The organism is Nocardioides aromaticivorans (assembly GCF_013408525.1).
Taxonomy (GTDB): Bacteria; Actinomycetota; Actinomycetes; order Propionibacteriales; family Nocardioidaceae; genus Nocardioides; species Nocardioides aromaticivorans.
The window spans coordinates 2,687,799-2,710,649 of record NZ_JACBZM010000001.1; the positions used below are offsets into that span (position 1 = coordinate 2,687,799).

24 protein-coding genes are annotated in these 22,851 nt (G+C 73.5%); 18 read left to right on the forward strand and 6 right to left on the reverse strand.

Annotated elements, in window-relative coordinates:
• Positions 1–87 precede the first annotated feature (87 nt).
• Genes BJ993_RS12700 through BJ993_RS12715 form a run of 4 tightly spaced genes read left to right on the forward strand, consistent with a single transcriptional unit; the run spans position 88 to position 4,649 of the window.
• Positions 88–1,353, forward strand: coding sequence for a C40 family peptidase (locus tag BJ993_RS12700; RefSeq protein ID WP_179649068.1), 1,266 nt, complete (start codon positions 88–90; stop codon positions 1,351–1,353).
• A 29-nt stretch (positions 1,354–1,382) separates the two neighbouring features.
• Positions 1,383–3,368, forward strand: a complete 1,986-nt coding sequence (locus BJ993_RS12705; RefSeq protein ID WP_179649069.1) for an acyl-CoA dehydrogenase family protein — start codon at positions 1,383–1,385, stop codon at positions 3,366–3,368.
• A gap of 1 nt (position 3,369) precedes the next feature.
• Positions 3,370–4,059 (forward strand): class I SAM-dependent methyltransferase, encoded by a 690-nt coding sequence (locus BJ993_RS12710; protein WP_179649070.1) that lies wholly within the window; start codon positions 3,370–3,372, stop codon positions 4,057–4,059.
• On the forward strand, positions 4,059–4,649 hold the full coding sequence (locus BJ993_RS12715; protein WP_179649071.1) for a TetR/AcrR family transcriptional regulator: 591 nt from the start codon (positions 4,059–4,061) through the stop codon (positions 4,647–4,649). The genes BJ993_RS12710 and BJ993_RS12715 overlap by 1 nt, the downstream gene beginning before the upstream one ends.
• 14 nt (positions 4,650–4,663) lie before the next feature.
• Here BJ993_RS12715 and BJ993_RS12720 read toward each other — a convergent pair whose 3' ends face one another.
• The 3 genes from BJ993_RS12720 to BJ993_RS12730 all read right to left on the reverse strand — a co-directional run bounded on the left by BJ993_RS12720 (position 4,664) and on the right by BJ993_RS12730 (position 6,466).
• On the reverse strand, positions 4,664–5,053 hold the full coding sequence (locus BJ993_RS12720; RefSeq protein WP_036550023.1) for a VOC family protein: 390 nt from the start codon (positions 5,051–5,053) through the stop codon (positions 4,664–4,666).
• A 17-nt stretch (positions 5,054–5,070) separates the two neighbouring features.
• Positions 5,071–5,862 (reverse strand): helix-turn-helix transcriptional regulator, encoded by a 792-nt coding sequence (locus BJ993_RS12725; protein ID WP_179649072.1) that lies wholly within the window; start codon positions 5,860–5,862, stop codon positions 5,071–5,073.
• Positions 5,863–5,974: 112 nt separating this feature from the next.
• The gene (locus tag BJ993_RS12730) at positions 5,975–6,466 is read right to left on the reverse strand and encodes an inorganic diphosphatase (RefSeq protein ID WP_036550602.1); all 492 of its coding nucleotides are present in this window, start codon (positions 6,464–6,466) and stop codon (positions 5,975–5,977) included.
• Positions 6,467–6,645: 179 nt separating this feature from the next.
• Between BJ993_RS12730 and dacB the strand changes: the two genes are divergently transcribed.
• The 14 genes from dacB (at position 6,646) to BJ993_RS12800 (ending at position 19,223) form a co-directional block, all read left to right on the forward strand.
• The gene (dacB, locus tag BJ993_RS12735; RefSeq protein WP_179649073.1) at positions 6,646–8,136 is read left to right on the forward strand and encodes a D-alanyl-D-alanine carboxypeptidase/D-alanyl-D-alanine endopeptidase; all 1,491 of its coding nucleotides are present in this window, start codon (positions 6,646–6,648) and stop codon (positions 8,134–8,136) included.
• A gap of 36 nt (positions 8,137–8,172) precedes the next feature.
• Positions 8,173–9,240 carry an Rv3626c family coenzyme F420 biosynthesis-associated protein gene (locus BJ993_RS12740; RefSeq protein WP_242530470.1) on the forward strand — a complete coding sequence of 356 codons (1,068 nt, stop codon included), beginning with the start codon at positions 8,173–8,175 and terminating at the stop codon, positions 9,238–9,240.
• A gap of 11 nt (positions 9,241–9,251) precedes the next feature.
• Positions 9,252–10,232 carry a tRNA lysidine(34) synthetase TilS gene (gene tilS / locus BJ993_RS12745; RefSeq protein ID WP_179649074.1) on the forward strand — a complete coding sequence of 327 codons (981 nt, stop codon included), beginning with the start codon at positions 9,252–9,254 and terminating at the stop codon, positions 10,230–10,232.
• A 5-nt stretch (positions 10,233–10,237) separates the two neighbouring features.
• Positions 10,238–10,789, forward strand: a complete 552-nt coding sequence (gene hpt / locus BJ993_RS12750) for a hypoxanthine phosphoribosyltransferase (protein ID WP_179649075.1) — start codon at positions 10,238–10,240, stop codon at positions 10,787–10,789.
• A gap of 177 nt (positions 10,790–10,966) precedes the next feature.
• Entirely contained in the window at positions 10,967–13,024 is a 2,058-nt protein-coding gene (ftsH, locus tag BJ993_RS12755) for an ATP-dependent zinc metalloprotease FtsH (RefSeq protein ID WP_179649076.1), read from the forward strand.
• A gap of 50 nt (positions 13,025–13,074) precedes the next feature.
• On the forward strand, positions 13,075–13,653 hold the full coding sequence (gene folE, locus BJ993_RS12760; protein ID WP_308645707.1) for a GTP cyclohydrolase I FolE: 579 nt from the start codon (positions 13,075–13,077) through the stop codon (positions 13,651–13,653).
• A gap of 213 nt (positions 13,654–13,866) precedes the next feature.
• Entirely contained in the window at positions 13,867–14,712 is an 846-nt protein-coding gene (gene folP / locus BJ993_RS12765) for a dihydropteroate synthase (RefSeq protein WP_179652245.1), read from the forward strand.
• On the forward strand, positions 14,709–15,116 hold the full coding sequence (gene folB / locus BJ993_RS12770) for a dihydroneopterin aldolase (RefSeq protein WP_179649077.1): 408 nt from the start codon (positions 14,709–14,711) through the stop codon (positions 15,114–15,116). The genes folP and folB overlap by 4 nt, the downstream gene beginning before the upstream one ends.
• The gene (gene folK, locus BJ993_RS12775) at positions 15,113–15,682 is read left to right on the forward strand and encodes a 2-amino-4-hydroxy-6-hydroxymethyldihydropteridine diphosphokinase (protein ID WP_036550036.1); all 570 of its coding nucleotides are present in this window, start codon (positions 15,113–15,115) and stop codon (positions 15,680–15,682) included. Before folB ends, folK begins: the two co-directional genes overlap by 4 nt.
• 18 nt (positions 15,683–15,700) lie before the next feature.
• On the forward strand, positions 15,701–16,210 hold the full coding sequence (locus BJ993_RS12780; protein ID WP_308645560.1) for a DUF3180 family protein: 510 nt from the start codon (positions 15,701–15,703) through the stop codon (positions 16,208–16,210).
• Between the two features lie 158 nt (positions 16,211–16,368).
• The gene (locus BJ993_RS12785) at positions 16,369–16,962 is read left to right on the forward strand and encodes a hypothetical protein (protein ID WP_179649078.1); all 594 of its coding nucleotides are present in this window, start codon (positions 16,369–16,371) and stop codon (positions 16,960–16,962) included.
• Between the two features lie 65 nt (positions 16,963–17,027).
• Positions 17,028–18,152 (forward strand): hypothetical protein, encoded by a 1,125-nt coding sequence (locus BJ993_RS12790; protein WP_179649079.1) that lies wholly within the window; start codon positions 17,028–17,030, stop codon positions 18,150–18,152.
• Positions 18,145–18,858: a glycosyltransferase family 29 protein gene (locus BJ993_RS12795; RefSeq protein WP_218864690.1), complete on the forward strand. Its 714-nt coding sequence runs from the start codon at positions 18,145–18,147 to the stop codon at positions 18,856–18,858. The genes BJ993_RS12790 and BJ993_RS12795 overlap by 8 nt, the downstream gene beginning before the upstream one ends.
• On the forward strand, positions 18,855–19,223 hold the full coding sequence (locus BJ993_RS12800) for a hypothetical protein (RefSeq protein WP_179649080.1): 369 nt from the start codon (positions 18,855–18,857) through the stop codon (positions 19,221–19,223). Before BJ993_RS12795 ends, BJ993_RS12800 begins: the two co-directional genes overlap by 4 nt.
• Positions 19,224–19,318: 95 nt before the next feature.
• Here BJ993_RS12800 and BJ993_RS12805 read toward each other — a convergent pair whose 3' ends face one another.
• From BJ993_RS12805 to BJ993_RS12815, 3 genes are read right to left on the reverse strand one after another with little or no spacing between them, the layout of a single operon-like run.
• Positions 19,319–20,101, reverse strand: a complete 783-nt coding sequence (locus tag BJ993_RS12805) for an SDR family NAD(P)-dependent oxidoreductase (RefSeq protein WP_179649081.1) — start codon at positions 20,099–20,101, stop codon at positions 19,319–19,321.
• 1 nt (position 20,102) lies between these two features.
• Positions 20,103–21,716 (reverse strand): aldo/keto reductase, encoded by a 1,614-nt coding sequence (locus BJ993_RS12810; RefSeq protein WP_179649082.1) that lies wholly within the window; start codon positions 21,714–21,716, stop codon positions 20,103–20,105.
• Between the two features lie 8 nt (positions 21,717–21,724).
• Positions 21,725–22,849 (reverse strand): DegT/DnrJ/EryC1/StrS family aminotransferase, encoded by a 1,125-nt coding sequence (locus BJ993_RS12815; RefSeq protein WP_179649083.1) that lies wholly within the window; start codon positions 22,847–22,849, stop codon positions 21,725–21,727.
• Between the last annotated feature and the right edge of the window lie 2 nt (positions 22,850–22,851).

A 22,851-nucleotide genomic window follows, 5' to 3' on the forward strand; every position in this document is an offset into this window, starting at 1 on the left:
TAGTTCGTCAAGCCGACACGCCGACAACTCCTGAGAATCTTGGGATTTTTGTTTCCAATGTGACGAAATCGCACTACGGTGACGCGAGTGCGTACGCCAACTCTCGGGACCGGACTGCTCGCGCTCGTGCTGACCGCGGGGGTGGTCGCGCCGGCGATCGCCGACCCGGACGGGGCCGGCGGCGGCTCGGGGAGCAGCACCCCCAGCGCCGCCGACGTCCGCGCGGCCAAGGAGCGTGCGGCCGACGCGCGGACCGACGTCGACGGGATCCAGGAGCGCCTCGCGGCCGCCGACGACGCCCTCGACGCCGCGTCCGTCCGGGCCGCGAAGGCGGCCGAGGCGTGGAACGGCGCCCGCTGGGAGGCGCAGCAGGCGCGGGTCCGGGAGCGGACGGCGACGGCCGCGTCGGCCCGCGCCGACAAGGCTCTGCGGGCGCAGAAGGCGGCGTACCGCGACGTCCTGATCACGACCAGCGGCGCGGGCACCGACCTCGCCGCCGCCAACGCGATCCTCGCCGCGGACGACATGCAGGCGCTGCTGGAGGAGACCGCGAGCAAGGACCGGGTCGACGACCTGCTCGATCAGCAGCGCGCCGAGTACGACGCCGCGGCCGGCGCCGCCGCGAAGGCGGAGGAGTCGGCCACGGCCGCGGCCGACGAGGCCGAGCAGGCCCTGGCGAAGGCCCGGACGGCACGCGACGCGGCGCAGGCGGAGGCCGACGCCGCGGCGGCGACGGCCCGCCGGGTCGGTCGCCAGAGGGTGCGCCTGGTCGCGACCCTGGCCCGGCTGCAGGGCGTCAGCGTCGCGGTTGCCCAGCGACGCCAGGACGCGCTCGAGTCGGAGACCCGCCGGGCACGGGCGGCCGCGACCCCCGACCCGGAGCCCCGGCCGGATTCGCAGCCCCAGCCCGCCGACGGCGGCCCCGCTCCCGCGCCCGCTCCCGACCCCGCGCCCGCGGACCCCGCGCCCGCGGACCCGCCGGCTCCCTCCGGGGGCGCCCAGGCCGCGATCGCCTTCGCCCGCGCGCAGCTCGGCGAGCCCTACCAGTGGGGCGCGGCCGGACCCGGCTCGTGGGACTGCTCGGGCCTGACCTCGAAGGCGTGGGCCGCCGGCGGCAAGAGCCTGCCGCACTACTCCGTCGCCCAGTACGACGTCTCGACGCCGATCTCCGCCGGCCAGCTCCGCCCGGGCGACCTCGTCTTCTGGGGCGACAACGGCAGCCCGTCGTCGATCTACCACGTCGCGCTCTACGTCGGCGGCGGCCGGATCATCCACGCCCCGCGCACCGGTCGCCCGGTGACCGAGGAGTCGATGTACTACTGGCGGACGCCCGACTTCTACGCGCGGCCCTGATCCGCCCGCCGATCCACTAGGTTCGGCCCATGGCCGAGGAGTCCACCACCAGCGCGCCGCCGGTCCTCACCGTCGACGTCCCCGCGCTCACCGAACTGCTGGACGGCCGGTACGCCGACGTCCGCCGCACCGTGCGGGCGCTGCTCCCGACGTACGCCTCCGTGCTCGAGGATGCCGAGACGATGCCGCGCGAGGAGTTCCGCGAGCGGGTCAAGGAGGTCGTCCTCGAGATCGCGAGCACCGGCGCGGTCGGCATGGGCTTCCCCGAGGAGTACGGCGGAGGTGGCGACATCGGCGCCTCGATCGCGGCCTTCGGCACCCTCGCCTACGGCGACCTCTCGGTGCTGGTGAAGGTCGGCGTGCAGTTCGGCCTGTTCGGTGGCGCGATCCTGCAGCTCGGCACGAAGCGGCACCACGACGCGTACCTGGCCGACCTGATCGCGGGGCGCCTGCTCGGCTGCTTCGCGATGACCGAGACCGGCCACGGCAGCAACGTGCAGGCCCTCGGCACGGTCGCCTCCTACGACCCGGAGGCGGGGGAGTTCGTCATCACGACGACGACGCCCGAGGCCGGCAAGGACTACATCGGCAACGCCGCGAAGCACGCCCGAGTCGCGGTGGTGTTCGCCCAGCTCGAGGTGGCGGGGGAGGAGCACGGCGTGCACGCGCTCGTCGTACCCCTGCGCGACGAGGCGGGCGCCACGCTGCCGGGCATCCGGATCGAGGACGACGGCCACAAGATGGGCCTCAACGGCGTCGACAACGGCCGGATCTGGTTCGACGGGGTGCGGGTGCCGCGGGAGGCGCTGCTCAACCGGTTCGCCGACGTCACCGAGGACGGCACGTACGTCAGCGAGATCGAGAGCGCGGGCCGTCGCTTCTTCACGATGCTCGGGACGCTCGTCCAGGGCCGGGTCTCGGTCGGCGCGGCCGGGGTCAGCGCCGCGAAGGTCGCCCTGACGATCGCGGTCCGCTACGCCCTGCAGCGACGCCAGTTCGAGACCGGTGCCGGCGAGGGCGCGGACGGCGAGAAGGAGCAGCTGCTGCTCGACTACGGCCTGCACCAGCGTCGCCTGCTCCCGCGGCTGGCGCGCACCTACGCACTGCACTTCGCGCAGGAGGTGCTCGCCGCGCGCCTCCACGACGTGTTCTCGGGCATCACGACCGACGAGGAGTCGCGGCGGCTGCTGGAGTCGCGGGCCGCCGGGACGAAGGCGCTGTCGACCTGGCTGGCCACCGACGTGATCCAGGAGTGTCGCGAGGCGTGCGGCGGGGCCGGCTACCTGTCGGTCAACCGGTTCGCCGCGCTCAAGGCCGACACCGATGTCTTCACGACCTTCGAGGGCGACAACCACGTCCTGCTGCAGCTGGTCGGCAAGGGCCTGCTCACGGACTTCGCGAGCGACTTCTCCGACCTCGACCAGCTCGGCATGGTGCGTTTCGTCGCCGGCCTCGCGGTCGACACGGTCCTCGAGAAGACCCGCGCCCACCGCCTGCTGCAGAGCATCCGCGACGCGCTGCCGTCGGGCGGCAACGACAGCTGGTCGACCGACGCGGGACTGCGCGACCCGGAGTACCACCTCGCGATGTACCGCTTCCGCGAGGAGCACCGGATCGGCGGTGTCGCCCGGCGCCTCAAGCGCGGTGTCGACTCCGGCATGAACCCCGGCGAGGTCTTCTCCCGCGTCCAGGACCACGTGATCGCCGCGGCCCGAGCCCACGTCGAGCGCATCGTGCTGGAGGCCTTCGTCGAGCAGGTCGCCGCGATGGAGGACGGCGACCTCAAGCTCGCCCTCAACGCGCTGTGCGACCTGCACGCGCTCTCCGGCATCGAGGCCGACGCCGCGTGGTTCATCGAGCACGACCGCCTGTCCACCCAACGGTCGAAGGCGATCACCCGTGACATCGGCGACCTGTGCCGCCGGCTCCGCCCGGTCGCGCGGGAGCTGGTCGACGCGTTCGCCGTCCCCGAGCCGCTGCTCCGAGCCCCGGCCCTGGTCGAGGGAGGTGCCTGAGATGCCCACCCACCTCGTGCGCGCTGCCGTGTCGAAGGTCCCCGGCCTCGGCGGCTGGTCCGACGACCCGCTGTGGGCGTCCTTCTACGACTGGACGGTCGAGCACCCGCGTGCGGGCGGCGCGATCTGGCGCGTCGGCATCCAGAGCGACCTGCGCCTCCTCTACCGCGCGGCGGCCGAGATCGGTCGGCAGCCCGCCGGCGCGCGCATCCTCGACATCCCGTGCGGTGGTGGTGTCGCCCTGCGCGGGCTGAAGCCCGGCCAGGGCGTCGAGTACGTCGCCGCCGACATCGCGCAGGCCATGCTGGACCGCACGATGGAGGCTGCGCAGGAGCGCGGCGTCGCCGACCAGGTCGAGCCCCGCATCGCCGACGTCGGCGACCTGCCCTTCGCGGACGCGTCCTTCGACCTCGTGGTCACCTTCACCGGCCTGCACTGCTTCCCCGACCCGGCCCGGGCGGTCATCGAGATGGCGCGCGTGCTCCGGCCGGGCGGCGTACTCACAGGCAGCGCGCTGCTCAACGACTCGGTGCGCTACGCGCCGCTGCGCAAGGCCGGCCGGATCGCCGGCCTGCTCGGACCGGGCTGCACCAGCGACGACCTCGAGGGGTGGCTGGCCGGCCAGGGCATCGCCGACGTCGTGATCGAGAAGAGCGGCGCGATCGGCTACTTCCGCGGGGTCAAGCGCTGATGCAGGTGCCCCGGGCGCGACGCAGGACGGCCTCCGAGCGGAGCGCGGCGGTCTTCGACGCCCTGCGCAACCTGCTGCTCGAGCACCCCTGGGGCGACGTCACCCTCGAGGCCGTCGCCCGTGACGCGGGCGTGAGCCGGCAGACCCTCTACAACGCGTTCGGGTCGCGCTACGGCCTGGCCCAGGCCTACGCGCTGGCCCTCGCCGACGCGCTGTGCGACCTGATCGCGGTGACCATCGCCGAGCACGCCGACGACCCGCGGGCGGGCCTGGAGGCCGCGCTGACGCTGTACCTCGAGACGTCCGTGCAGGACCCACTGATCCAGCGGGTGCGCTCCGGCGACGCCCACCACGACCTGGTCCGGGTGGTCACGACCGATGCGGCGCCGTTGCTGGGGCGGGTCGCGGAGCGCTTCGAGGAGGTCGTCCGCAGCACGTGGCCGGTCGTCCCGGCCGAGCGTGCGCAGGTGCTGGCGCGCACGCTCGCCCGGATCGCGGTCAGCTATGTCACCATGCCGCCCGAGCACGACGAGCCGCCGGCCGCGCTGGCCGCCGGGCTCGCCGCGCTGCTCGCGCCGACGATCGACTGAGCCCGGGCCGGGCCTCAGGCCGGTGGCGCGAAGATCCCGAAGAGCTGGCCGTCCGGGTCGCGCAGGTAGGCGAACGTCGGCACGCCGGGGGCGACGTCGAGGTGCCGGCTGACCACGCTGCCGCCGAGCGCCTCGGCCTGCGCGCAGGTCTCCGCGACGTCGGCGACGACGATCGAGAACACGGCGTGCCCGGGCAGCCGGCCGCCGGTCGCGAACAGCCCGCCCATCGGGGCGGAGCTCCCGGCCGCGGTGATCCGCCGGTAGTCCATGCTCTCCGACACCGGGCCGTCGTCGGCGAAGCTCCAGTCGAACAGCCCGCCGTAGAACTTCTCGGCACGCTCCGGGTCGTCGGTCGCGACCTCGAACCAGGCGAGGCTGCCGGGGGCGGGTGCGGTGGCGGTCATGGGGGTCTCCTTCGTCCTCACCCGCCCTGGTGGCGGGTCGTCGGAACCACCGTCGCGCCGGTTCGCGACAACCCTGTGTCGGTGTTTGCGAAGAATTCCTCCGGGTGGCGGACCGCGTCCGGCATCCGCCTGCCGCGACCGCTCCCCACCGGGACGCCGGGCGGTCCGGGCTTGCGCGGCGGCGACGGGTCCCGCTCCGCCCGGGTGACCCGGTCCATCCGGAACACCCGGTCGTCACGGCGCAGCCGGCACCACGCGGTGAGGTAGGAGCCGCGCGGGCCGACGACGACCTGCTGCGGCTCGACCAGCCGCTCGGTCTCGACGCCGTCGCCGTCGACGTACCCGATCCGGAGCACGTGGTTGTCCCGCACCGCCCGCCAGATGGTCTCGGCGACCGCGACGTCCGGGTCGGGGACCTCGGGCACGACCAGCCGGACCTTGGCGGCCGCCGCCCGGGCCTCGGCGATCGCGGGCTCCGGCATGGCGGCGAGGATCTTGTGCAGCGCGCTCCGGGCGTCGCGCGCGAACAGCGGGTGCACCGTGCTGGTGAGCGCGACCGCCACCGCGGTCGCCTCGCCGGGCGTGAAGTTCAGCGGCGGCAGGGTCATCGACCGGTCGAGGCTGTAGCCGCCGTTGCGGCCCTGCCGCGTCGCCAGCGGGACGCCGGCCTGGCCGAGCGCGCTCAGGTCGCGCTCGACGGTCCGCACGCTGACCTCGAAGCGGGCGGCGAGCCAGCTCGCCGTGCGGCCCCGCGGCCCGGCGGCCCGCAGCTCCTCGACGAGCGCGTAGAGCCGGTCGGTGCGGTTCATGGCCGCGACCCTAGGCGCCACCACGGACAGTGCCGCCCGGGTACGACGAGAGCCCGGCCGCTCACGCGACCGGGCTCCCGGATGTCGTTGCTCCCGCGAGGCGGGTGGGGGCTCAGTGGCCGCCGTCGGACTTGAACCGCTCGAAGGAGGCCTGGATCTCCAGCTCGGCGTCGCCGCGGCCGACCCAGTCGGCGCCCTCGACGGACTTGCCGGGCTCGAGGTCCTTGTAGACCTCGAAGAAGTGCTGGATCTCGAGGCGGTCGAACTTCGCGACGTGGTTGATGTCGCGGATGTGCTCCATGCGCGGGTCGCCCGCGGGGACGCACAGGACCTTGTCGTCGCCGCCGGCCTCGTCGGTCATGCGGAACATGCCGATCGCGCGGCACTTGATGAGGCAGCCCGGGAAGGTCGGCTCCTGCAGCAGGACGAGGGCGTCCAGCGGGTCGCCGTCCTGACCCAGGGTGTCCTCGATGTAGCCGTAGTCGGCGGGGTACATCGTCGAGGTGAACAGGAAGCGGTCGAGGCGCATCCGACCGGTCTCGTGGTCGACCTCGTACTTGTTGCGGCTCCCCTTGGGGATCTCCACGAGGACGTCGAACTCCAGCACTGGCTTCCTCCACACACTCATTCGTTCGCCCGCGGCGGCGGGCCGGCCGGGCGCTGGTGATCCGTTGGAGGACCCGCCCCGCGCCGTTGTCCGCAGCATTGTCCCGCACAATGTCCCCGAACGCGCAGTCGGGAGCCAGTCGTGGACCGGTCCTGTCCGTTCGGAGAGGGAGGCCAGTGGGCAAGCGTGAGGCCGTCCGGGAGGACGACGCCCGTCCGCGGCGCGCCCGGAAGGTGGTCGCCGGCCTCCTCGGGGTGGCCCTGCTCGCGGGCGGCGGCGTCGCCTGGCGGACGGGCACCGCGGAGGAGTGGTGGCACGACCTGCGCGGCGACGGCGCGGAGCAGCCCGCCGATCCCGCCGCGGTCGCCCCGCCGCCGGAGGTCGACGTACCGGACGTCGTACGTCCGAAGGCGCTGGCGCGACCGGCAGCCGGGGCGGGTGCGCTGGACCGCGCGGCGATCGCCGCCGCGCTGCGGCCGCTGGCCGACAAGGACCTCGGCAAGCACGTCCTCGCGGCGGTCGGCCCGCTCGACGGCACCGCCATCTCCTACCGGGCGACCGAGGGTGCGAGCGTGGCGATGCCCGCCTCGACCACCAAGCTGGTGACCTCCGCCGTCGCGCTCTTCCTGCTCGGACCGGACCGGACCTTCGACACCACCACAGTGCTCGACACGTCGGGGCCCACGCCGCGGCTCGTCCTCGTGGGCGGCGGCGACCCCTTCCTGACCCGCACCCCCGCCGCAGCCGGCGACGCGTCGAGCCCGACCTACGAGCCCCACCGCGCCGACATCCGCACCCTCGCCCGCAGCACCGCCCGCGCGCTGCGCACCGACGGCGTCCGCACCGTGCAGCTCGGCTACGACGACTCCCTCTTCTCCGGCCCGGACTTCAGCCCGCGCTGGCGGCCGGACTACTTCCCCTCGGAGGTGGCGCCGATCAGCGCGCTCTGGGTCGACGAGGCGCGCACGCCGGACGGCAGCACGAAGGTCACCAACCCGGCTCCGACCGCGGCCGCGGAGTTCCGCAAGGAGCTGGTCCGCGCCGGCATCCGGGTCGCCGGCGGCACCCTCCACGGCCGCGCCGCGGCGACGAGCACGCCGGTCGCGGAGGTCACCAGCCCCACCGTCGCGCAGATCGTGCAGCGCCTGATCGAGGTCAGCGACAACAACGCCGCCGAGGTGCTGCTGCGCCAGATCGGCCTCGCCGACCAGGGCACCGGCTCCTTCGAGGCGGGCCAGGCGGCCGTCGAGCGGGTCCTGGCGGCCAACGGCATCGACCTCGGCTCCTCGGTCCTGTACGACGGCAGCGGGCTCTCGCGCGACAACCGGCTCTCGCCCGACGTGCTCGTCGAGGTGCTCCGCTGGGCCGCGTCGGACGACCACCCGCAACTGCGCCCGCTGCTGGCCGCGCTGCCGGTCGCGGGCTACACGGGCTCCCTCGCCAACCGGATGGACCACGGCCCCGCCGCCGGGCGCGGCCGGGTGCGCGCGAAGACCGGCACCCTCACCGGGGTGTCCTCGCTCGCCGGCATCGCCGTCGACCGCGAGGGCAACCTGATGGTCTTCGCGCTGATGGCGGACCGGGTGCGGCCGGACCGGAGCGGGCTGGCCCGCACGGCGATGGACGACGCCGCCGCCGGGCTGGGCGCCTGCAGCTGCGGTCGCTGACGCGGCAGCGCTGGGGCCACGGCCTACGCTTCCCCCATGCCCGCATCGAGCCACTCCAGCGCGTCCGGCGCCGAGCTCCCCCAGATGATCGACTGGCGGCTCGCCGTCGCGCTGGGCAGCCGCCTGGCGGGCGAGGGGCCCGTGGTCAGCCGCGCGGAGGCCGATGAGGCCGTGGCCGAGCTGCGGGCGGGCGCCAACCGCTCGACCGGCCTGGTCCGGGAGTTCACCGGCCTCGACGCCCCCGACGGCACCGCGCCGATCCTCGTCGTCGACCGGCCCGGCTGGGTGCAGGCCAACGCGGAGGGCTTCGCCGTCGCCACCCGGCCGATGGTGGAGAAGCTGGTCGCGCACAAGCCGCCGTCCGGGCTGGCGCTCAAGGTGGGCTCGAAGGTCACCGGCGCCGAGGTCGGCGGCCTGCTGGGCTTCCTGGCCGGCAAGGTGCTGGGCCAGTTCGACCCGTTCCACGCGCCGCACGGCCGGCTGCTGCTGGTCGCCCCCAATATCGTCCACGTGGAGCGCGAGCTCGACGTCGACCCCCACGACTTCCGGCTGTGGGTCTGCCTGCACGAGGAGACCCACCGGGTCCAGTTCACGGCGGTGCCGTGGATGCGCGACCACCTCTTCTCCGAGATCGAGGCGCTCAGCGACACCGTCGACCCCGGCGGCCTGCTCGACGGCGGCGTCGAGCGGATCGCCGAGGCGCTCAAGGCGGCCCGCGGCGGCGGCAGCATCGTCGACATGTTCAGCACCCCCGAGCAGCGCGACGTCCTCGACCGCGTCACCGGGATGATGTCGCTGCTCGAGGGCCACGCCGACGTGGTGATGGACGACGTCGGCCCGACCGTGATCCCCAGCGTCGCCGAGATCCGCAAGAAGTTCACCAAGCGCCGCCAGGGCGTCGGTGCGCTCGACCGCGTCCTGCGTCGGCTGCTGGGCCTCGAGGCGAAGATGGCGCAGTACCGCGACGGCGCCCAGTTCGTCCGGGCCGTCGTCGACAAGGTCGGCATGGAGGAGTTCAACGCCGTGTGGGCGGGCCCGGAGAACCTCCCCGGCAAGGCCGAGCTGGCCGACCCGGAGGGCTGGATCCGCCGCGTCCTCGCCTGAGGCGCCGGGTCATGGGCCTCCACCCCGCCGTCGCCGCCGTCCGTCACGGTGTACGACGGGCGATCGCCGGCCTCGAGCGTGACCACGCCGTCCTGGTCGCCTGCTCGGGCGGTGCCGACTCGCTCGCCCTGCTCAGCGCCACGGTGTTCGAGGCGCGCAGGCCCGGCGTCCGGGTGATCGGCGTGACCGTCGACCACGGCCTGCAGGAGGGCTCCGCGGCGCACGCCGCCCGCGTCGTGGACCAGATGGCGGCCCTCGGCGCCGACGAGACCGCCACGGCGCGGGTGCACGTCGACCCGGCCGGTCTCGGCATCGAGGCGGCGGCCCGTCGCGCCCGGTACGACGTGCTCGAGCAGATGCGCGTGCACTTCGACGCGCGGAGCGTGCTGCTCGGCCACACCCGCGACGACCAGGCCGAGACCGTGCTGCTCGGGCTGGCCCGCGGCTCCGGCGGCCGCAGCATCGCCGGGATGCGCCGCAGCTTCGACCACTACGACCGGCCGCTGCTCGACGTCGCCCGCGCCGACACCGTCGCCGCCTGCCTGGCCGAGGGCATCGAGTTCTGGGACGACCCCCACAACAGCGACCCCGGCTTCGCGCGGGTCCGGGTCCGCCAGCGCGTCCTGCCCGTGCTGGAGGACGAGCTGGGGCCGGGTGTCGCGGCGACGCTGGCCCGCACCGCCGACCAGGTCCGCGACGACGTCGAGGCGCTGGACGGGATCGCGCTGGCGTCGTACGAGCGGATCGGCGGGCCGGAGGGGCTGGACCGGGAGGAGCTGGAGGAGCTGCCCCGGGCGGTCGCGACCCGGGTGCTGCGGCTGGCCGCGCTGGCCGCAGGCGCCCGCGACAGCGAGCTCTTCCACGTGCACGTCACGGCCCTCCACCAGCTCGCGCTGGGGGCGATCAACGGCGAGGTCCAGCTTCCGGGCCACGTCACGGCATACCGCGACGGCTCCCGGCTGCTTTTCAGGCCCACGGCTGTGGCAGGCTGACGCCCATGCAGGCAAGCGACGTCGCGGACGACCTGGTCGAGGTCCTCTTCACCGAGAAGCAGATCCAGGACCGGGTCGCGGAGCTGGCGGCCGACATCGAGCGGGACTACGAGGGCAAGGAGCTCGTCCTCGTCGGCGTCCTGCGTGGTGCCGTGATGATCATGGCCGACCTCGCACGCTCGCTGAACAAGCACGTGGAGATGGACTGGATGGCGGTGTCGTCCTACGGCTCCGGCACCAAGTCGTCCGGCGTGGTGCGGATCCTCAAGGACCTCGACGCCGACATCGCGGGCCGGCACGTGCTGATCGTCGACGAGATCATCGACACCGGCCTCACCCTGTCGTGGCTGACCTCCAACCTCGGCTCGCGTGGTCCGGCCAGCGTCGAGATCGCCACCCTCCTGCGCAAGCCGGAGGCGCTCCAGATGCCCGTCACGCCCAAGTACGTCGGCTGGGACATCCCCAACGAGTTCGTCGTCGGCTACGGCCTCGACTACCGCGAGCGCTACCGCAACCTGCGCGACATCGGCACCCTCTCGCCCTCCGTCTACTCCTGATCGGCCGAGCGCGATTCCGGCCCTCCGGGAACCCGGACCCCGCCCCGCCCGTTGGGCTCCCCGGGGCGTACAGGCGCCTCCGCTGGATCCGGTCACCATGGACCGGACAGAATGGGGATCGTGGCGGCGTGTACCGTCGTCTGATCCTGTCGTGGAATATGGGGAGCGGGTAAGTACGTGAAGCGCGTGTTCAGGGGCCCCTGGCTCTGGATCGTGGTGGCGGTCGTGACCGTCGTCCTCGCCCTCGAGTTCCTCGCGCCCGGAGGCGGGTACGACGAGATCCCCACCTCCCGGCTCGAGAAGTACATCGCCGAGGGCCAGGTCAAGGACATCACCTTCATCGACGGTGACCAGTCCATCGAGGCCACCCTCGACGACGGCACCCGTGACTCGGGCGACAAGGTGCTCTCGCACTACATCCAGGGCGAGCAGGAGACGCTCCTCGCCGCGGTGAAGGAGCAGGTCGACAAGGGCACGATCAAGGAGTCCAACTCCAAGAACCCGCAGCCCAGCCTGCTCGGGTCGCTGCTCGCGACGCTGCTGCCCTTCGCGCTGATCATCCTGCTGTTCGTCTTCCTCATGAACAACGTCCAGGGCGGTGGCCGGGGCGTCATGCAGTTCGGCAAGTCCAAGGCCAAGATGATCAGCAAGGACATGCCGAAGACCACCTTCGCCGACGTCGCCGGGTGCGACGAGGCGATCGAGGAGCTCGGGGAGATCAAGGAGTTCCTCCAGGAGCCCGGCAAGTTCCAGGCCGTCGGCGCCAAGATCCCCAAGGGCGTGCTGCTCTACGGCCCGCCGGGCACCGGCAAGACCCTGCTCGCGCGCGCCGTCGCCGGTGAGGCGGGCGTCCCCTTCTACTCGATCTCGGGCTCCGACTTCGTCGAGATGTTCGTCGGCGTCGGTGCCTCCCGCGTGCGCGACCTGTTCGAGCAGGCCAAGGAGAACGCTCCCGCGATCGTGTTCATCGACGAGATCGACGCCGTCGGCCGCCACCGCGGCGCCGGCATGGGCGGCGGTCACGACGAGCGCGAGCAGACCCTCAACCAGCTCCTCGTCGAGATGGACGGCTTCGACGTCCGCGGCGGGGTCATCCTGATCGCGGCCACCAACCGTCCCGACGTGCTCGACCCGGCCCTGCTGCGCCCGGGCCGCTTCGACCGCCAGATCCAGGTCGACGCGCCCGACCTCGCCGGCCGCAAGCGGATCCTCGACGTCCACTCGCGGGGCAAGCCGCTCTACGAGGACGTCGACCTGCTGGCCGTCGCCCGTCGTACCCCCGGCTTCTCCGGCGCCGACCTGGCCAACGTCCTCAACGAGGCCGCGCTGCTGACCGCCCGCAACGGCAAGAAGGTCATCACCGCCGAGATCCTCGACGAGGCGATCGACCGTGTGATCGCGGGTCCGCAGCGTCGTACCCGCCTCATGACGGAGAAGGAGAAGCTGATCACCGCCTACCACGAGGGCGGCCACGCCCTCGTCGCGGCGGCGCTGCCGGGCACGGACCCGGTCCACAAGATCACGATCCTGCCGCGCGGCCGGGCGCTGGGCTACACGATGGTGCTGCCCGACGAGGACAAGTACTCCCAGACCCGCTCCGAGATGCTCGACAAGCTCGCCTACATGCTGGGCGGCCGGGCGGCCGAGGAGCTGATCTTCCACGACCCGACCACGGGTGCCGGCAACGACATCGAGAAGGCCACCTCGCTGGCCCGCGCGATGGTCACGCAGTACGGCATGACCGAGCGGCTGGGCGCGATCAAGCTCGGTGAGTCCAACTCGGAGCCCTTCCTGGGCCGCGACCTGGGCCACTCGCGCAACTACTCCGAGGACGTCGCCGCGATCGTCGACGAGGAGACGAAGAACTTCCTCGCCGCCGCGCACCAGGAGGCCTTCGACATCCTGGTCGAGAACCGCGACGTGCTCGACGCGCTCGTGCTCGCGCTGCTCGACAAGGAGACGCTCGACAAGGAGGAGGTCGCGGAGATCTTCACCGCCCTCCGCCTGCGCCCCGTCCGTCCCGCGTGGACCGGCTCCCCGACCCGCATCCCCTCGGACATCCCGCCGGTGGAGATCCCCGAGGAGATCCGCCGTCGCGCCGAGCAGAACGGCCAGCAGGTCGACCTGGGCAAGGAGGGCGGAGCGATCCTGACCCCGCCCGGCCCGGGTGGCGACGTGTACGGCGGCTCGCCGTCCCCGTCGACGGACCCGCAGCCGCCGAACCCGGGTGCCTGAGGTCGGTCGTGGCTGACCCGATCACCGTCCCCGCGCGGGGTCCCGAGGACGTGCCCGCCTTCGACCAGGCGCGCGCCGAGGCGGCCGTCCGCGAGCTGCTCATCGCCATCGGCGAGGATCCCGAGCGCGAGGGACTCCTGGAGACGCCGGCCCGCGTCGCCCGGGCCTACGCCGAGCTGACGGCCGGCCTGCGGATGTCGGCCGAGGACGTGCTGACCACGACCTTCGACATCGGCCACGACGAGATGGTCCTGGTCCGCGACATCGAGCTGTGGTCGATGTGCGAGCACCACCTCGTCCCGTTCACGGGGGTCGCCCACGTCGGCTACATCCCCGCCGAGAGCGGCAAGATCACCGGCCTGTCCAAGCTGGCCCGCCTGGTCGACGTCTACTCCAAGCGTCCGCAGGTGCAGGAGCGGCTGACCACCCAGGTCGCCGACTCGCTCATGGAGATCCTCGAGGCCCGCGGCGTGATCGTCGTGATCGAGGCCGAGCACCTCTGCATGACGATGCGCGGCGTGCGCAAGGCCGGCGCCCGCACCATCACCTCGGCCGTGCGCGGGATCATGCACAACCCCGCCACCCGCGCCGAGGCGATGGCGCTGATCCACAGCGGCCCCCGCGGCTGACCCACCCCCCGCCGTCCGCCGGCTTGCCGTCTTTTCGGGTCGACTTGCCACTTTGCCGCGTCGACTTGCCGTTTCGGTGGCGGCGCCGCCACCGAAACGGCAACTCGATCGGGCGAACTGGCAACTCGACCCGGAAAAGCGGCAACTCGGCCGAGGGGCCAGACGGTCGGAGGAGTCGATAGGGTCACCCGCGTGACTGCACTGCCGCTCGTGATGGGGGTCGTCAACGTCACGCCCGACTCGTTCTCCGACGGCGGGCGGTACGACGACCCCGAGCGCGCGATCGCGCACGGGCGCCAGCTGCTGGCCGACGGGGCCGACATCCTCGACGTCGGCGGTGAGTCGACCCGGCCCGGGGCGACCCGGCCGCTGCTCGAGGAGGAGCTCGACCGCGTCGTACCCGTCATCGAGGCGCTGGCCGCGGACGGGGCGAGGGTCTCGGTCGACACCATGCGCGCCGAGGTCGCGGCGCGGGCCGTCGAGGCCGGCGCGAGCATCGTCAACGACGTCTCCGGCGGGCTCGCCGACCCCGCGATCCTCGACGTCGCGGCGCAGACCGGGGCGACGTACGTCGCGATGCACTGGCGGGCGCACAGCGCGACGATGCAGCAGTTCACCGAGTACGACGGCGGCGTGGTCCCCGTCGTGGCCGCGGAGCTCGCGCAGCGGGTCGCGGCGATCCGCGCCGCGGGGGTGGCGGACGACCGGATCGTGCTGGATCCCGGGCTCGGGTTCGCGAAGCTCGCGGAGCACAACTGGGAGCTGCTGCGCCACCTCGGCGAGGTCGGCCTGGGGTTCCCGCTGCTGGTCGGTGCGAGCCGCAAGACCTTCCTCGGCCGGCTGCTCGCGGACGCGCACGGCGAGCCGCGGCCGGTGGGGGAGCGGGAGGCGGCGGGCGTGGCCCTGACCGCGCTGCTCGCGGCCGGGCTGGGCGGTGCGGACGTGTGGTGCCTGCGGGTCCACGATGTGCGCGCCCACCGCGACGCCTTGGCCGTTGCGGCACAGTGGACCGGACACACCGCTGATCGGGCAGCGGGGCGAGAGGAGCGCGACGCGTGACCGACGAGCTGAGCATCCTCGGCATCGAGTGCTTCGCACACCATGGCGTCTTCGACCACGAGCGCCGCGACGGACAGGTCTTCAGGATCGACCTGGTGCTGGGTGTCGACACCCGGCCGGCCGCCGCGAGCGACGACCTGGCCGAGACGGTGGACTACGGCGGTCTGGTGGACCGGGTCGTCGCGGCCGTGGAGCGGGACCCGGTGGACCTCATCGAGACCCTCGCCCAGCGGATAGCCGATGTCGCTCTGTTGGACAGTCGTGTTGAATGGACGCGTGTGACGGTGCACAAGCCGGACGCGCCCATCCAGGCGACGTTCGCTGACGTGCGCCTGACCATCACTCGCCGCCGAGCGGGAGAAACAGCGGGAAACCGAACCGGCAAGGAAGAGGCCCCAGCATGACCGAGACCCCCAACCCGAACATCATCGACGCGGACACCCTCACTGGGGAGATGCGCCCGATCCGTCGGGTCGTGATCGCGCTCGGCTCCAACCTCGGCGAGAGGTTCGCCAACCTCCAGGGCGGTGTCGACGCCCTCGCCGACACCCCGAACGTGTGGGTCACGGGCGTCTCGCCGGTCTACGAGACCACGCCGGTCGACTGCCCGCCGGACTCGCAGACCTTCTTCAACGCCGTCGTCCTCGCCGACACCACGCTGTCGGCGCACCGCCTGCTCGACCGCGCGCTCGCGATCGAGGACGCCTTCGACCGCCTGCGCAGCGACGTCAAGAACGCCCCGCGCACCCTCGACGTCGACCTGATCGTCGTCGGCGACCGCCGCAGCGACAAGGAGGAGCTGAGGCTCCCGCACCCGCAGGCCCACGAGCGCGCCTTCGTGCTGCAGCCGTGGCTCGACCTGGAGCCCGACGCCGAGTTCCTCGACCGGGGCCCCGTCGCGGAGCTGCTGGCCAAGGTCGGCACCGACGGCCTGACCCCGCGCCCCGACCTCGTCCTCGAGATCGAGTGACCCCACGGTGACCGCACGGTGAGCCGGGAGGGCGACGGCAGGGAGCCCGACCGGGACCCCGCAGAGCCTCCGTCCGGCTCGCTGCGCCCCACGCCGCCGCTGACCCTGGTCGGCTGGGCGGCCGTGGGCCTGGTCGGCGGCTGGGCCGTGAAGCCGCTGGCCGACCGGATGGGCTTCGTCCCGCCGCTGGTCAGCCTCGGCCAGCCGCTCGCCCTGCTGCTGCTGGCCGCGATCCTCGGGTACGTCGCCTGGGTGACCCATCGCGCGGTCCACGTCCGCCACGAGCGGCTCGAGGCCCACCAGGCGGTCAACCGGCTCGTCCTCGCGCGCGCCAGCGCGCTGGTCGCGGCGCTCGTCGCGGGTGGCTACGCGGGCTACGCGCTGAGCTGGATCGGCGACCCCGCCGAGCAGGCCGACGAGCGGATCATCGGCTCGGTCGCGGCCGGCGGCTGTGCCGTGCTGGCGGTGGTCGCGGCGGTGCTGCTCGAGCGGGCCTGCCGGGTCCGCGACGACGACCCGACGCCCTGACCCTCCTGCCCCGCTGCGGTAGTCCCGGGTCAAAAGCACCGAAAACGCCCGCGTCCCGGTGCTTTTGGCCCGGGACTATCGTGCGGATGTAACCACTGTGACAGGTGTGACGAGCGTGTCGTCGGTCCCAGGAGCCTCCCGAGGCATAACGTGCTGGTATGACTTCCCCCGTCGGCAACCGTCGTCGCCAGCGGTCGACCCGTCTCGTGGTCGCCGCGCTCATGATCGTGGTGTCGGCGGCAGCCGTCGTCGCCACGGCCCTGACCGGATCCTGGCTGCTCGTCACCGTCGCCGGGCTGGTGGCGGTGCTGCTCGGCGCCACGGCCACCAAGATCACCCACTCCGAGCTGCTGGACTCCCGTGAGGAGGCGGCCCGCGACCGCGCCCAGCAGGCGCGCGCGTACGCCGACCTCACCGAGGTCCGCACCGCCGAGAACGTCGAGTTCGCGGCCGACATGACCGGCAAGGTCGCCAAGCGCGACGCGACGATCTCCCGGCTCGAGAAGCGCCTCGGCGACGCCGCGGCCGAGCTGGCCGACGCCCGCCGCGACCTCAGCGAGGCCCGCGACGAGGCAGCCGAGGCCCGGCGGGAGACCGAGCGGCTCAACGGCCGCCTGGCCGACGCGGAGGAGCGCGCCCACCACGCCGTCGTACGCATGGCGGAGCTGGAGGCCGAGCTCGACGTCGTCACCAGCGAGCTGCAGGCCGAGCGGGCCGCCGCGGGCAAGTGGCAGAAGGGCAAGACCGCCTGACCCGCCGCCCTCGTGCCCTCTCCTAGGATGGCTGCACGCCGCCCGACCGAGAAGGACCCGCCCCGTTGACTGCCAGCGCCATCTACCTGCACATCGGGGCCCCCAAGACGGGGACCAGCTTCCTCCAGCGGATGATCTGGCTGAACAAGGAGGAGCTCCGGGCGCAGGGCTTCTTCTTCCCGCCCGGCAACCGCCGGATGCAGTTCGACGCCGTGGCGGACCTGCGCGGCGGCATCTGGGCCGACAAGGAGCTCGCGGCGACCTGGGACCTCGTCGTCGAGCGGGCGCACCTCAACGAGGGTGTCGCCCTGATCAGCGAGGAGCTGCTCTGCGGCACCCCGCCCGAGCAGATCGAGCGGATCGTCAGCTCGCTCGCGCCCATCCCGGTCCACGTCATCCACGCCGCGCGTGACTTCGCCCGGCAGGTCCCGGCGGAGTGGCAGCAGTCGCTGAGGGCACGCTCGTCGATCACCTACGAGCACTACCTCGACCGGCTGCGCGACGAGCCCGAGCAGGCGTTCTGGCAGGTGCAGGACCCGGTGCAGGTCTACCGGCGCTGGGGCGAGTTCCTCGAGCCCGGCCGGTTCCACGTGCTGACCGTGCCCCCGCCGGGCGCGGACCCGAAGCTGCTGTGGCACCGCTTCTGCTCGATCGTCGGCTTCGACCCCGACGTCCCGAACGCCCCCGAGGGCATGCAGAACCCGTCGCTGGGCCTGGCCGAGGCCGAGCTGCTCCGCCGGTTCAACGACCGCCTGGGCGACCGCTTCCCGATGCGGGACCGCTACATCCGGGTCGTGCGCGACAACCTGATGCGCGACGGACTCTTCACCGCGCCGAACCCCGGCAAGATCGGCGTCCCGGCGCCGTACGTGCCGTGGGTGACCGAGCGCTCGCAGCAGATGGTCGACCAGCTGGCCGCCCTGTCCGGCGAGGTCGACGTCGTGGGCGACCCGGCCGACCTCGCCGCCAATGTCGTCGACGCCGTGCGACTGCCCTCGGAGATCTCCGACTCCGAGCTGCTCGACGCCGCCCTGGAGGCCCTGATCCGCCAGCACGAGGCGATCGAGCAGCGGTTGGACGAGCGCGCCCAGCGTCGCGCCGAGGAGGCGGTCGCGCAGGCGCTCCCGCCCGCGCCCCGCCCGCTGCCCGCGCGGGTGCGCGGCGCGATCGCCCGGAGGCTCCGTGGTTGATCCGCGGCTGGTGCCGCTGCGCGACCTCTTCGCGTCCTACGCCCGGCCCGGTGGCCCAGCGGGCTCCGGTGGTCCAGGGGCCCCCGGCGAGGTGCGGTCGATCGCGGTCGTCGGCAACGCGCCGATGGTTCCCTCCCCGGCCCGCGCCGCGATGATCGACGGCTGCGACCTGGTGCTGCGCACGAACAGCTTCGTGCTCGACCAGCCGGGCGGTGACCCGGTCGCCGGGCGTCGTACCAGCGTCGTGCTGTGGGGGCGCATGGTGCGGGCCACGCCCTCGTCCTTCGCCGACTACCCGTCCCGGCTCTACGTCCTGCTCGAGCCGATGCGGATGTTCCACCGCCCCGAGGTCTGGCCGGGCTCGTGGCCCGCGGACCTCGGCCTGGTCGTCGCCCGCAACGACGCCGTCGCCGTCCCGCTGCTCGAGGAGCTGGGCGTGCCGTGGCGTGAGGAGGGCATCGCCCCGACCACCGGTACGACGGCCGCCTGGCTCGCCCGGGTGCTGTTCCCCGAGGCGCAGGTCCACCTGACCGGCCTGTCCTACGTCGCCGACCCCTCGCCCGAGCGGTGGGACTACCAGTCCGGTGCCCGCGGCCGGATCGGCCCCGAGCACCGGATCTCCGCCGAGGGCGCGCTCCTGCAGCGGTGGTGGAAGGACGGGCAGGTACGGTTCTGGCCGACCGACTCCGAGGAGGAAGCAGCATGAGCCGACCCGGTCCGAAGGACGTGGTGCGGGCGCTGCGCCGTGCGCACCGCCTGCCCGACGACGTCGGGCCGCGGATGGCCGACCTCGAGCGCCGGCTCGCCGACGCCGTCCGCGAGCTGGGCCGGATGGGTCCGCAGCTCGCGGCCCTCGAGACGAGGGTCGAGGAGCTGGCCGCGCGCCTCGCTCCCTCGCCCACCGGCGATGCCGCCGACGTCGAGGCCGCCCGCAACGTGCTCGAGGAGGTCCGGGCCGAGCACGCCCGGGTCCGGGCGCGGATCAGCGCCGCGACGGTGTTCGAGGAGCGCCTGCGGGTGCTCGAGGAGAGGGCCGGCGTCGACTCGGCAACGGGCCTCGACAAGGCCTGAGCGGGCCGGTCGGTTGGCCACGCAACTACCAGAATTGTCGTGATCGCCCAGCAGGGACGACAAATTCGGTAGTTGAACGGGAAGACCGGCTCGCCTCAGCGGGCGGTCCAGCCCCCGTCGACCTCGACCGTCGACCCGGTCACGAACGACGAGGCGGGGGAGGCCAGGAAGAGCAGCGCGCTCATGACCTCCTCGGGCTGCCCGACCCGGCCGAGGAGGGTCAGGCCGGCGATCCTCCCGAGCAGCTCCTCCGCCTCCGGCGTGCCCGGCTCGCCGGGGAACGGGCCGAGGACCAGCGCGTTGACGCGGATCCCCTCGGGGCCGAGCTCGGCGGCGGCGTACCGGGTCAGCTGGAGCATCGCGGCCTTGGCGGTGCCGTAGAACGGCGGGTTGCGGTGGGCCTCGGCGGCGTAGATCGAGAGGTCGGGCGCGACGACGCCGTACATCGACGACACGTTGACCACCGACGCCGGGCCGCCGGCCGCGGCGGAGGCGGCGAGGGCCGGGCGGGCGGCGTTGATCGCGCGCGCGGAGGCGGTGACGGCCAGGTCGAAGGCCTCGCGGTAGTCGTCGTCGGTGGAGGTGCGCATCGAGCCGCCGCGGGCGACGTGCGCGTTGTTGACGAGTACGTCGAGCCGGCCGTGCCGCTGGGCGACGTCGGCCACCAGGGCAGGCCACTCGTCGGAGGTGATGTCGCAGGTCGCGAGCTCGACGCCGGGGACGTCCCCGACCGCTTCGGCGAGGCGGGAGGAGGAGCGGCCCACGGCGACGACGGTGGCGCCCGCGCCGGCCAGCGCGGTCACCATCGCGGGGCCGAGCCGGCCGGAGGCGCCGCTGACGATCGCGACGGTGCCGGTCAGGTCGAACAGGGACGACATGTCAGCTCCAGTTGCTCGGGTCGACCAGCGCGACCGGGCCGGGCGCGACCAGCGCGTGCACCCGTTCGATCTCGTCGGGCGTGAGGGCGGGACGGTGCACCAGCGCGGCGGTGTCGTCGACCTGGTCGGCCGTCTCCGCGCCGACGACGATCGAGGTCACCCACGGGTGGCCGAGGACGTAGGCGACGCAGAGGTCGGCCCGCGACGTCCGGCCCAGCTCCTCGACGGCCCGGTCCAGCGAGGCGGTCACGGCCGACCCGTCGACACCGGGCAGGGCGGGCCAGCGGGCGTCGGTGCCGGCGGCGAGCAGCCCCTGCAGGTAGACCGAGCGGACGGTCACGACGACGTCGGGGCGGGCCGCGAGCGCCGACTGGACGTCGGGTGCGAGCCAACGGCGGTCGAGGGCGTTGAAGGGCAGCTGCACGTAGCCGCAGCGCGGGTCCGCCAGCAGCGTGACCAGCTCGTCGGGGGAGGAGATGCTGGCTCCGACCACGGCCGCGGTGCCGGCCGCGGCCAGACCCGCCAGCGCGTCGGCCACGCCGGGGCGGTGCCAGTCCGCGGCCCGGTGCACGAGCAGCGCGGCCACCGACGACGACCCGAGCGCGCGCAGGCTGGTATGCACCGATGCCTCCACCGCGGCGGCGCCGTCGCCCTCGGCCAGCGGGATCACCTTGGTGACCACGCCCGCGTGCTCCGACAGCCCGCGTCGCAGGGCGACGCCGAGGCGCTGCTCGGAGCGGCCGTAGCCACGGGCGGTGTCGAGGTGGGTGATCCGGTTGCGTCGTACCGCGGCCAGCACGTCGGCCACGACGGCGTCGGACGGCAGGCCGCCGGAGTTGGCGGCGCCGTACTCGACGCCGAGCTGGACGGTGCCGAGCACCAGCGCGGACTGGCCGAGCGGGTTGTCGCGGACCGGCAGCGGGGGACGCAGGTCGGATGCGGCGGCGACCAGTTCGCAGACCGTCCGCCAGTCCGTCCCGACGGGATCGCCCACCCCGGCGAGGATCCGGGCGACCGCCACGAAGTCGTCGAAGGTGTCGACCGTGCAGCGCAGCCCGGCCCAGTCGCCGATGCCGGTCAGGGAGGTGCGCAGGTCGCCCTCGCGCTCCCGCATCCACGGCGTCACGTGCTCGCGCTCGAAGGGTGTCACCGCCGCGGCGTCGGCCTCGCGGAGCAGGCCCGCGGTGAACGCCTCGGCCGCCACGCCGTAGGGCAGCGCTGGGTCGTCGCCACCGAGTCGGGCGTAGCGCCGGCCCGAGGCCTGCAGGGCGGCGACCAGCTGGCCCACGACGTCGCCGTCGGGCACCACGTTGTCCGCCGTCAGCCGTACGACGACGTCGGCGTCCTCGAGGCCCGAGGCAGCCAGCAAGAAGCGGGCCAGCGGGTCGTCCAGCGGCCCCCGGACCACCGCGACCCCGGCGTCGGCGCAGGCCAGGGCGATGACGTCGTCCTCGGGCTGGTCGCTGGTCGCGACCAGCACCGGGTGCCCGGCGTTGCCGGCCCGCTGCGCGGCGAGGACGACCATCGGCCGGCCCGCCACGGACAGCAGCGCCTTGCCCGGCAGCCGTGAGGAGCTGAGCCGCGACTGGAGCACGACCTGGACGCGCGCGGTCATTGCGAGCCTCAGCCCAGGACGTCGATCAGGGTCTCGATGACGCGGTCGACCTCGGCGTCGGTGAGGTCGGGGAAGAGCGGCAGCGACAGCTCCTCGGCGTAGAACGCCTCGGCGTTGGGGCACATGCCGCGCTGGTAGCCGGCGTCGGCGTACACGGGGTGCCAGTAGACCGGGATGTAGTTGACCTGGACGCCGATGCCGCGCTCGCGCATCTTGTCGAACACCTCGCGGCGGCGGCCGTCGAGGATGCGGGCGCAGTAGAAGTGCCACACGGGGTCGACGCCGTCGCGCTGCACGGGGATCCGCACGCCGTCGACGTCGGTGAGGGCGGCGTTGTAGCGGGCCCAGATCTCCGCGCGCCGCTGCTTGAAGGCCTCGAGCCGCGCGAGCTGGGACAGCCCGAGCGCGCACGCGACGTCGGTCAGCCGGTAGTTGAGGCCGGCCTCGTGGACCTCGTACCACCACGCGCCCTGGTCGGGGTTCTTGAACCGGTCGGCGTCGCGGACCATGCCGATGAAGTGGAACTCGTGGGCGCGCTGGGCGATCGCGTCGGACTTGGCCACCACGGCCCCGCCCTCGGTCGTCGTCATGTTCTTGGTCGGGAAGAACGAGAACGTCGTGATGTCGGCCAGGTCGCCCACCGGCCGTCCTCCGGCCGAGCCGCCGATGGAGTGGGCGGCGTCCGCGAGGGTGAGCGCGTCGACCCGGTCGGCGATCGGCTGCAGCGCGGCGTAGTCGGCGGGGTGACCGGTGTAGTCGACGGCGGCGACGACCTTGGTGCGCTCGGTGACGAGCGCGTCGACGGCGGCCGGGTCGATCAGGCCGGTGTCCTCCTCGGTGTCGGCGAAGACGACCTTCGCGCCGAGGATCGAGGCGCCGGACGCCGTGGCCACGAAGGTCATCGGCGTCGTGACGACCTCGTCGCCCGCGCCGACGCCGGCACCGGCGTAGGCCATGTGCAGCGCGGCGGTGCCCGACGTGCACGACACGGCCCGGTGGCCGCCGGCGAGCGCGCCGATGGCCTCCTCGAACCGGGTGACGGTCGGACCGGTCGTCAGCCAGTCACCGCGGAGGACCTCGGCGACCGCCTGGACGTCGTCCTCGGTGATCGACTGGCGACCGTAGGGGAGCATCG

What these genes read in the sequence shown, in the direction of transcription:
- BJ993_RS12705 (WP_179649069.1), top strand. Translation starts at nt 1,383, where the DNA reads ATGGCCGAGGAGTCCACCACCAGCGCGCCGCCGGTCCTCACCGTCGAC.
- BJ993_RS12710 (WP_179649070.1), top strand. Translation starts at nt 3,370, where the DNA reads ATGCCCACCCACCTCGTGCGCGCTGCCGTGTCGAAGGTCCCCGGCCTC.
- BJ993_RS12715 (WP_179649071.1), top strand. Translation starts at nt 4,059, where the DNA reads ATGCAGGTGCCCCGGGCGCGACGCAGGACGGCCTCCGAGCGGAGCGCG.
- BJ993_RS12720 (WP_036550023.1), bottom strand. Translation starts at nt 5,053, where the DNA reads ATGACCGCCACCGCACCCGCCCCCGGCAGCCTCGCCTGGTTCGAGGTC.
- BJ993_RS12725 (WP_179649072.1), bottom strand. Translation starts at nt 5,862, where the DNA reads ATGAACCGCACCGACCGGCTCTACGCGCTCGTCGAGGAGCTGCGGGCC.
- BJ993_RS12740 (WP_242530470.1), top strand. Translation starts at nt 8,173, where the DNA reads ATGCCCGCATCGAGCCACTCCAGCGCGTCCGGCGCCGAGCTCCCCCAG.
- tilS (WP_179649074.1), top strand. Translation starts at nt 9,252, where the DNA reads ATGGGCCTCCACCCCGCCGTCGCCGCCGTCCGTCACGGTGTACGACGG.
- hpt (WP_179649075.1), top strand. Translation starts at nt 10,238, where the DNA reads ATGCAGGCAAGCGACGTCGCGGACGACCTGGTCGAGGTCCTCTTCACC.
- folP (WP_179652245.1), top strand. Translation starts at nt 13,867, where the DNA reads ATGGGGGTCGTCAACGTCACGCCCGACTCGTTCTCCGACGGCGGGCGG.
- folK (WP_036550036.1), top strand. Translation starts at nt 15,113, where the DNA reads ATGACCGAGACCCCCAACCCGAACATCATCGACGCGGACACCCTCACT.
- BJ993_RS12785 (WP_179649078.1), top strand. Translation starts at nt 16,369, where the DNA reads ATGACTTCCCCCGTCGGCAACCGTCGTCGCCAGCGGTCGACCCGTCTC.
- BJ993_RS12800 (WP_179649080.1), top strand. Translation starts at nt 18,855, where the DNA reads ATGAGCCGACCCGGTCCGAAGGACGTGGTGCGGGCGCTGCGCCGTGCG.
- BJ993_RS12805 (WP_179649081.1), bottom strand. Translation starts at nt 20,101, where the DNA reads ATGTCGTCCCTGTTCGACCTGACCGGCACCGTCGCGATCGTCAGCGGC.
- BJ993_RS12810 (WP_179649082.1), bottom strand. Translation starts at nt 21,716, where the DNA reads ATGACCGCGCGCGTCCAGGTCGTGCTCCAGTCGCGGCTCAGCTCCTCA.
- BJ993_RS12815 (WP_179649083.1), bottom strand. Translation starts at nt 22,849, where the DNA reads ATGCTCCCCTACGGTCGCCAGTCGATCACCGAGGACGACGTCCAGGCG.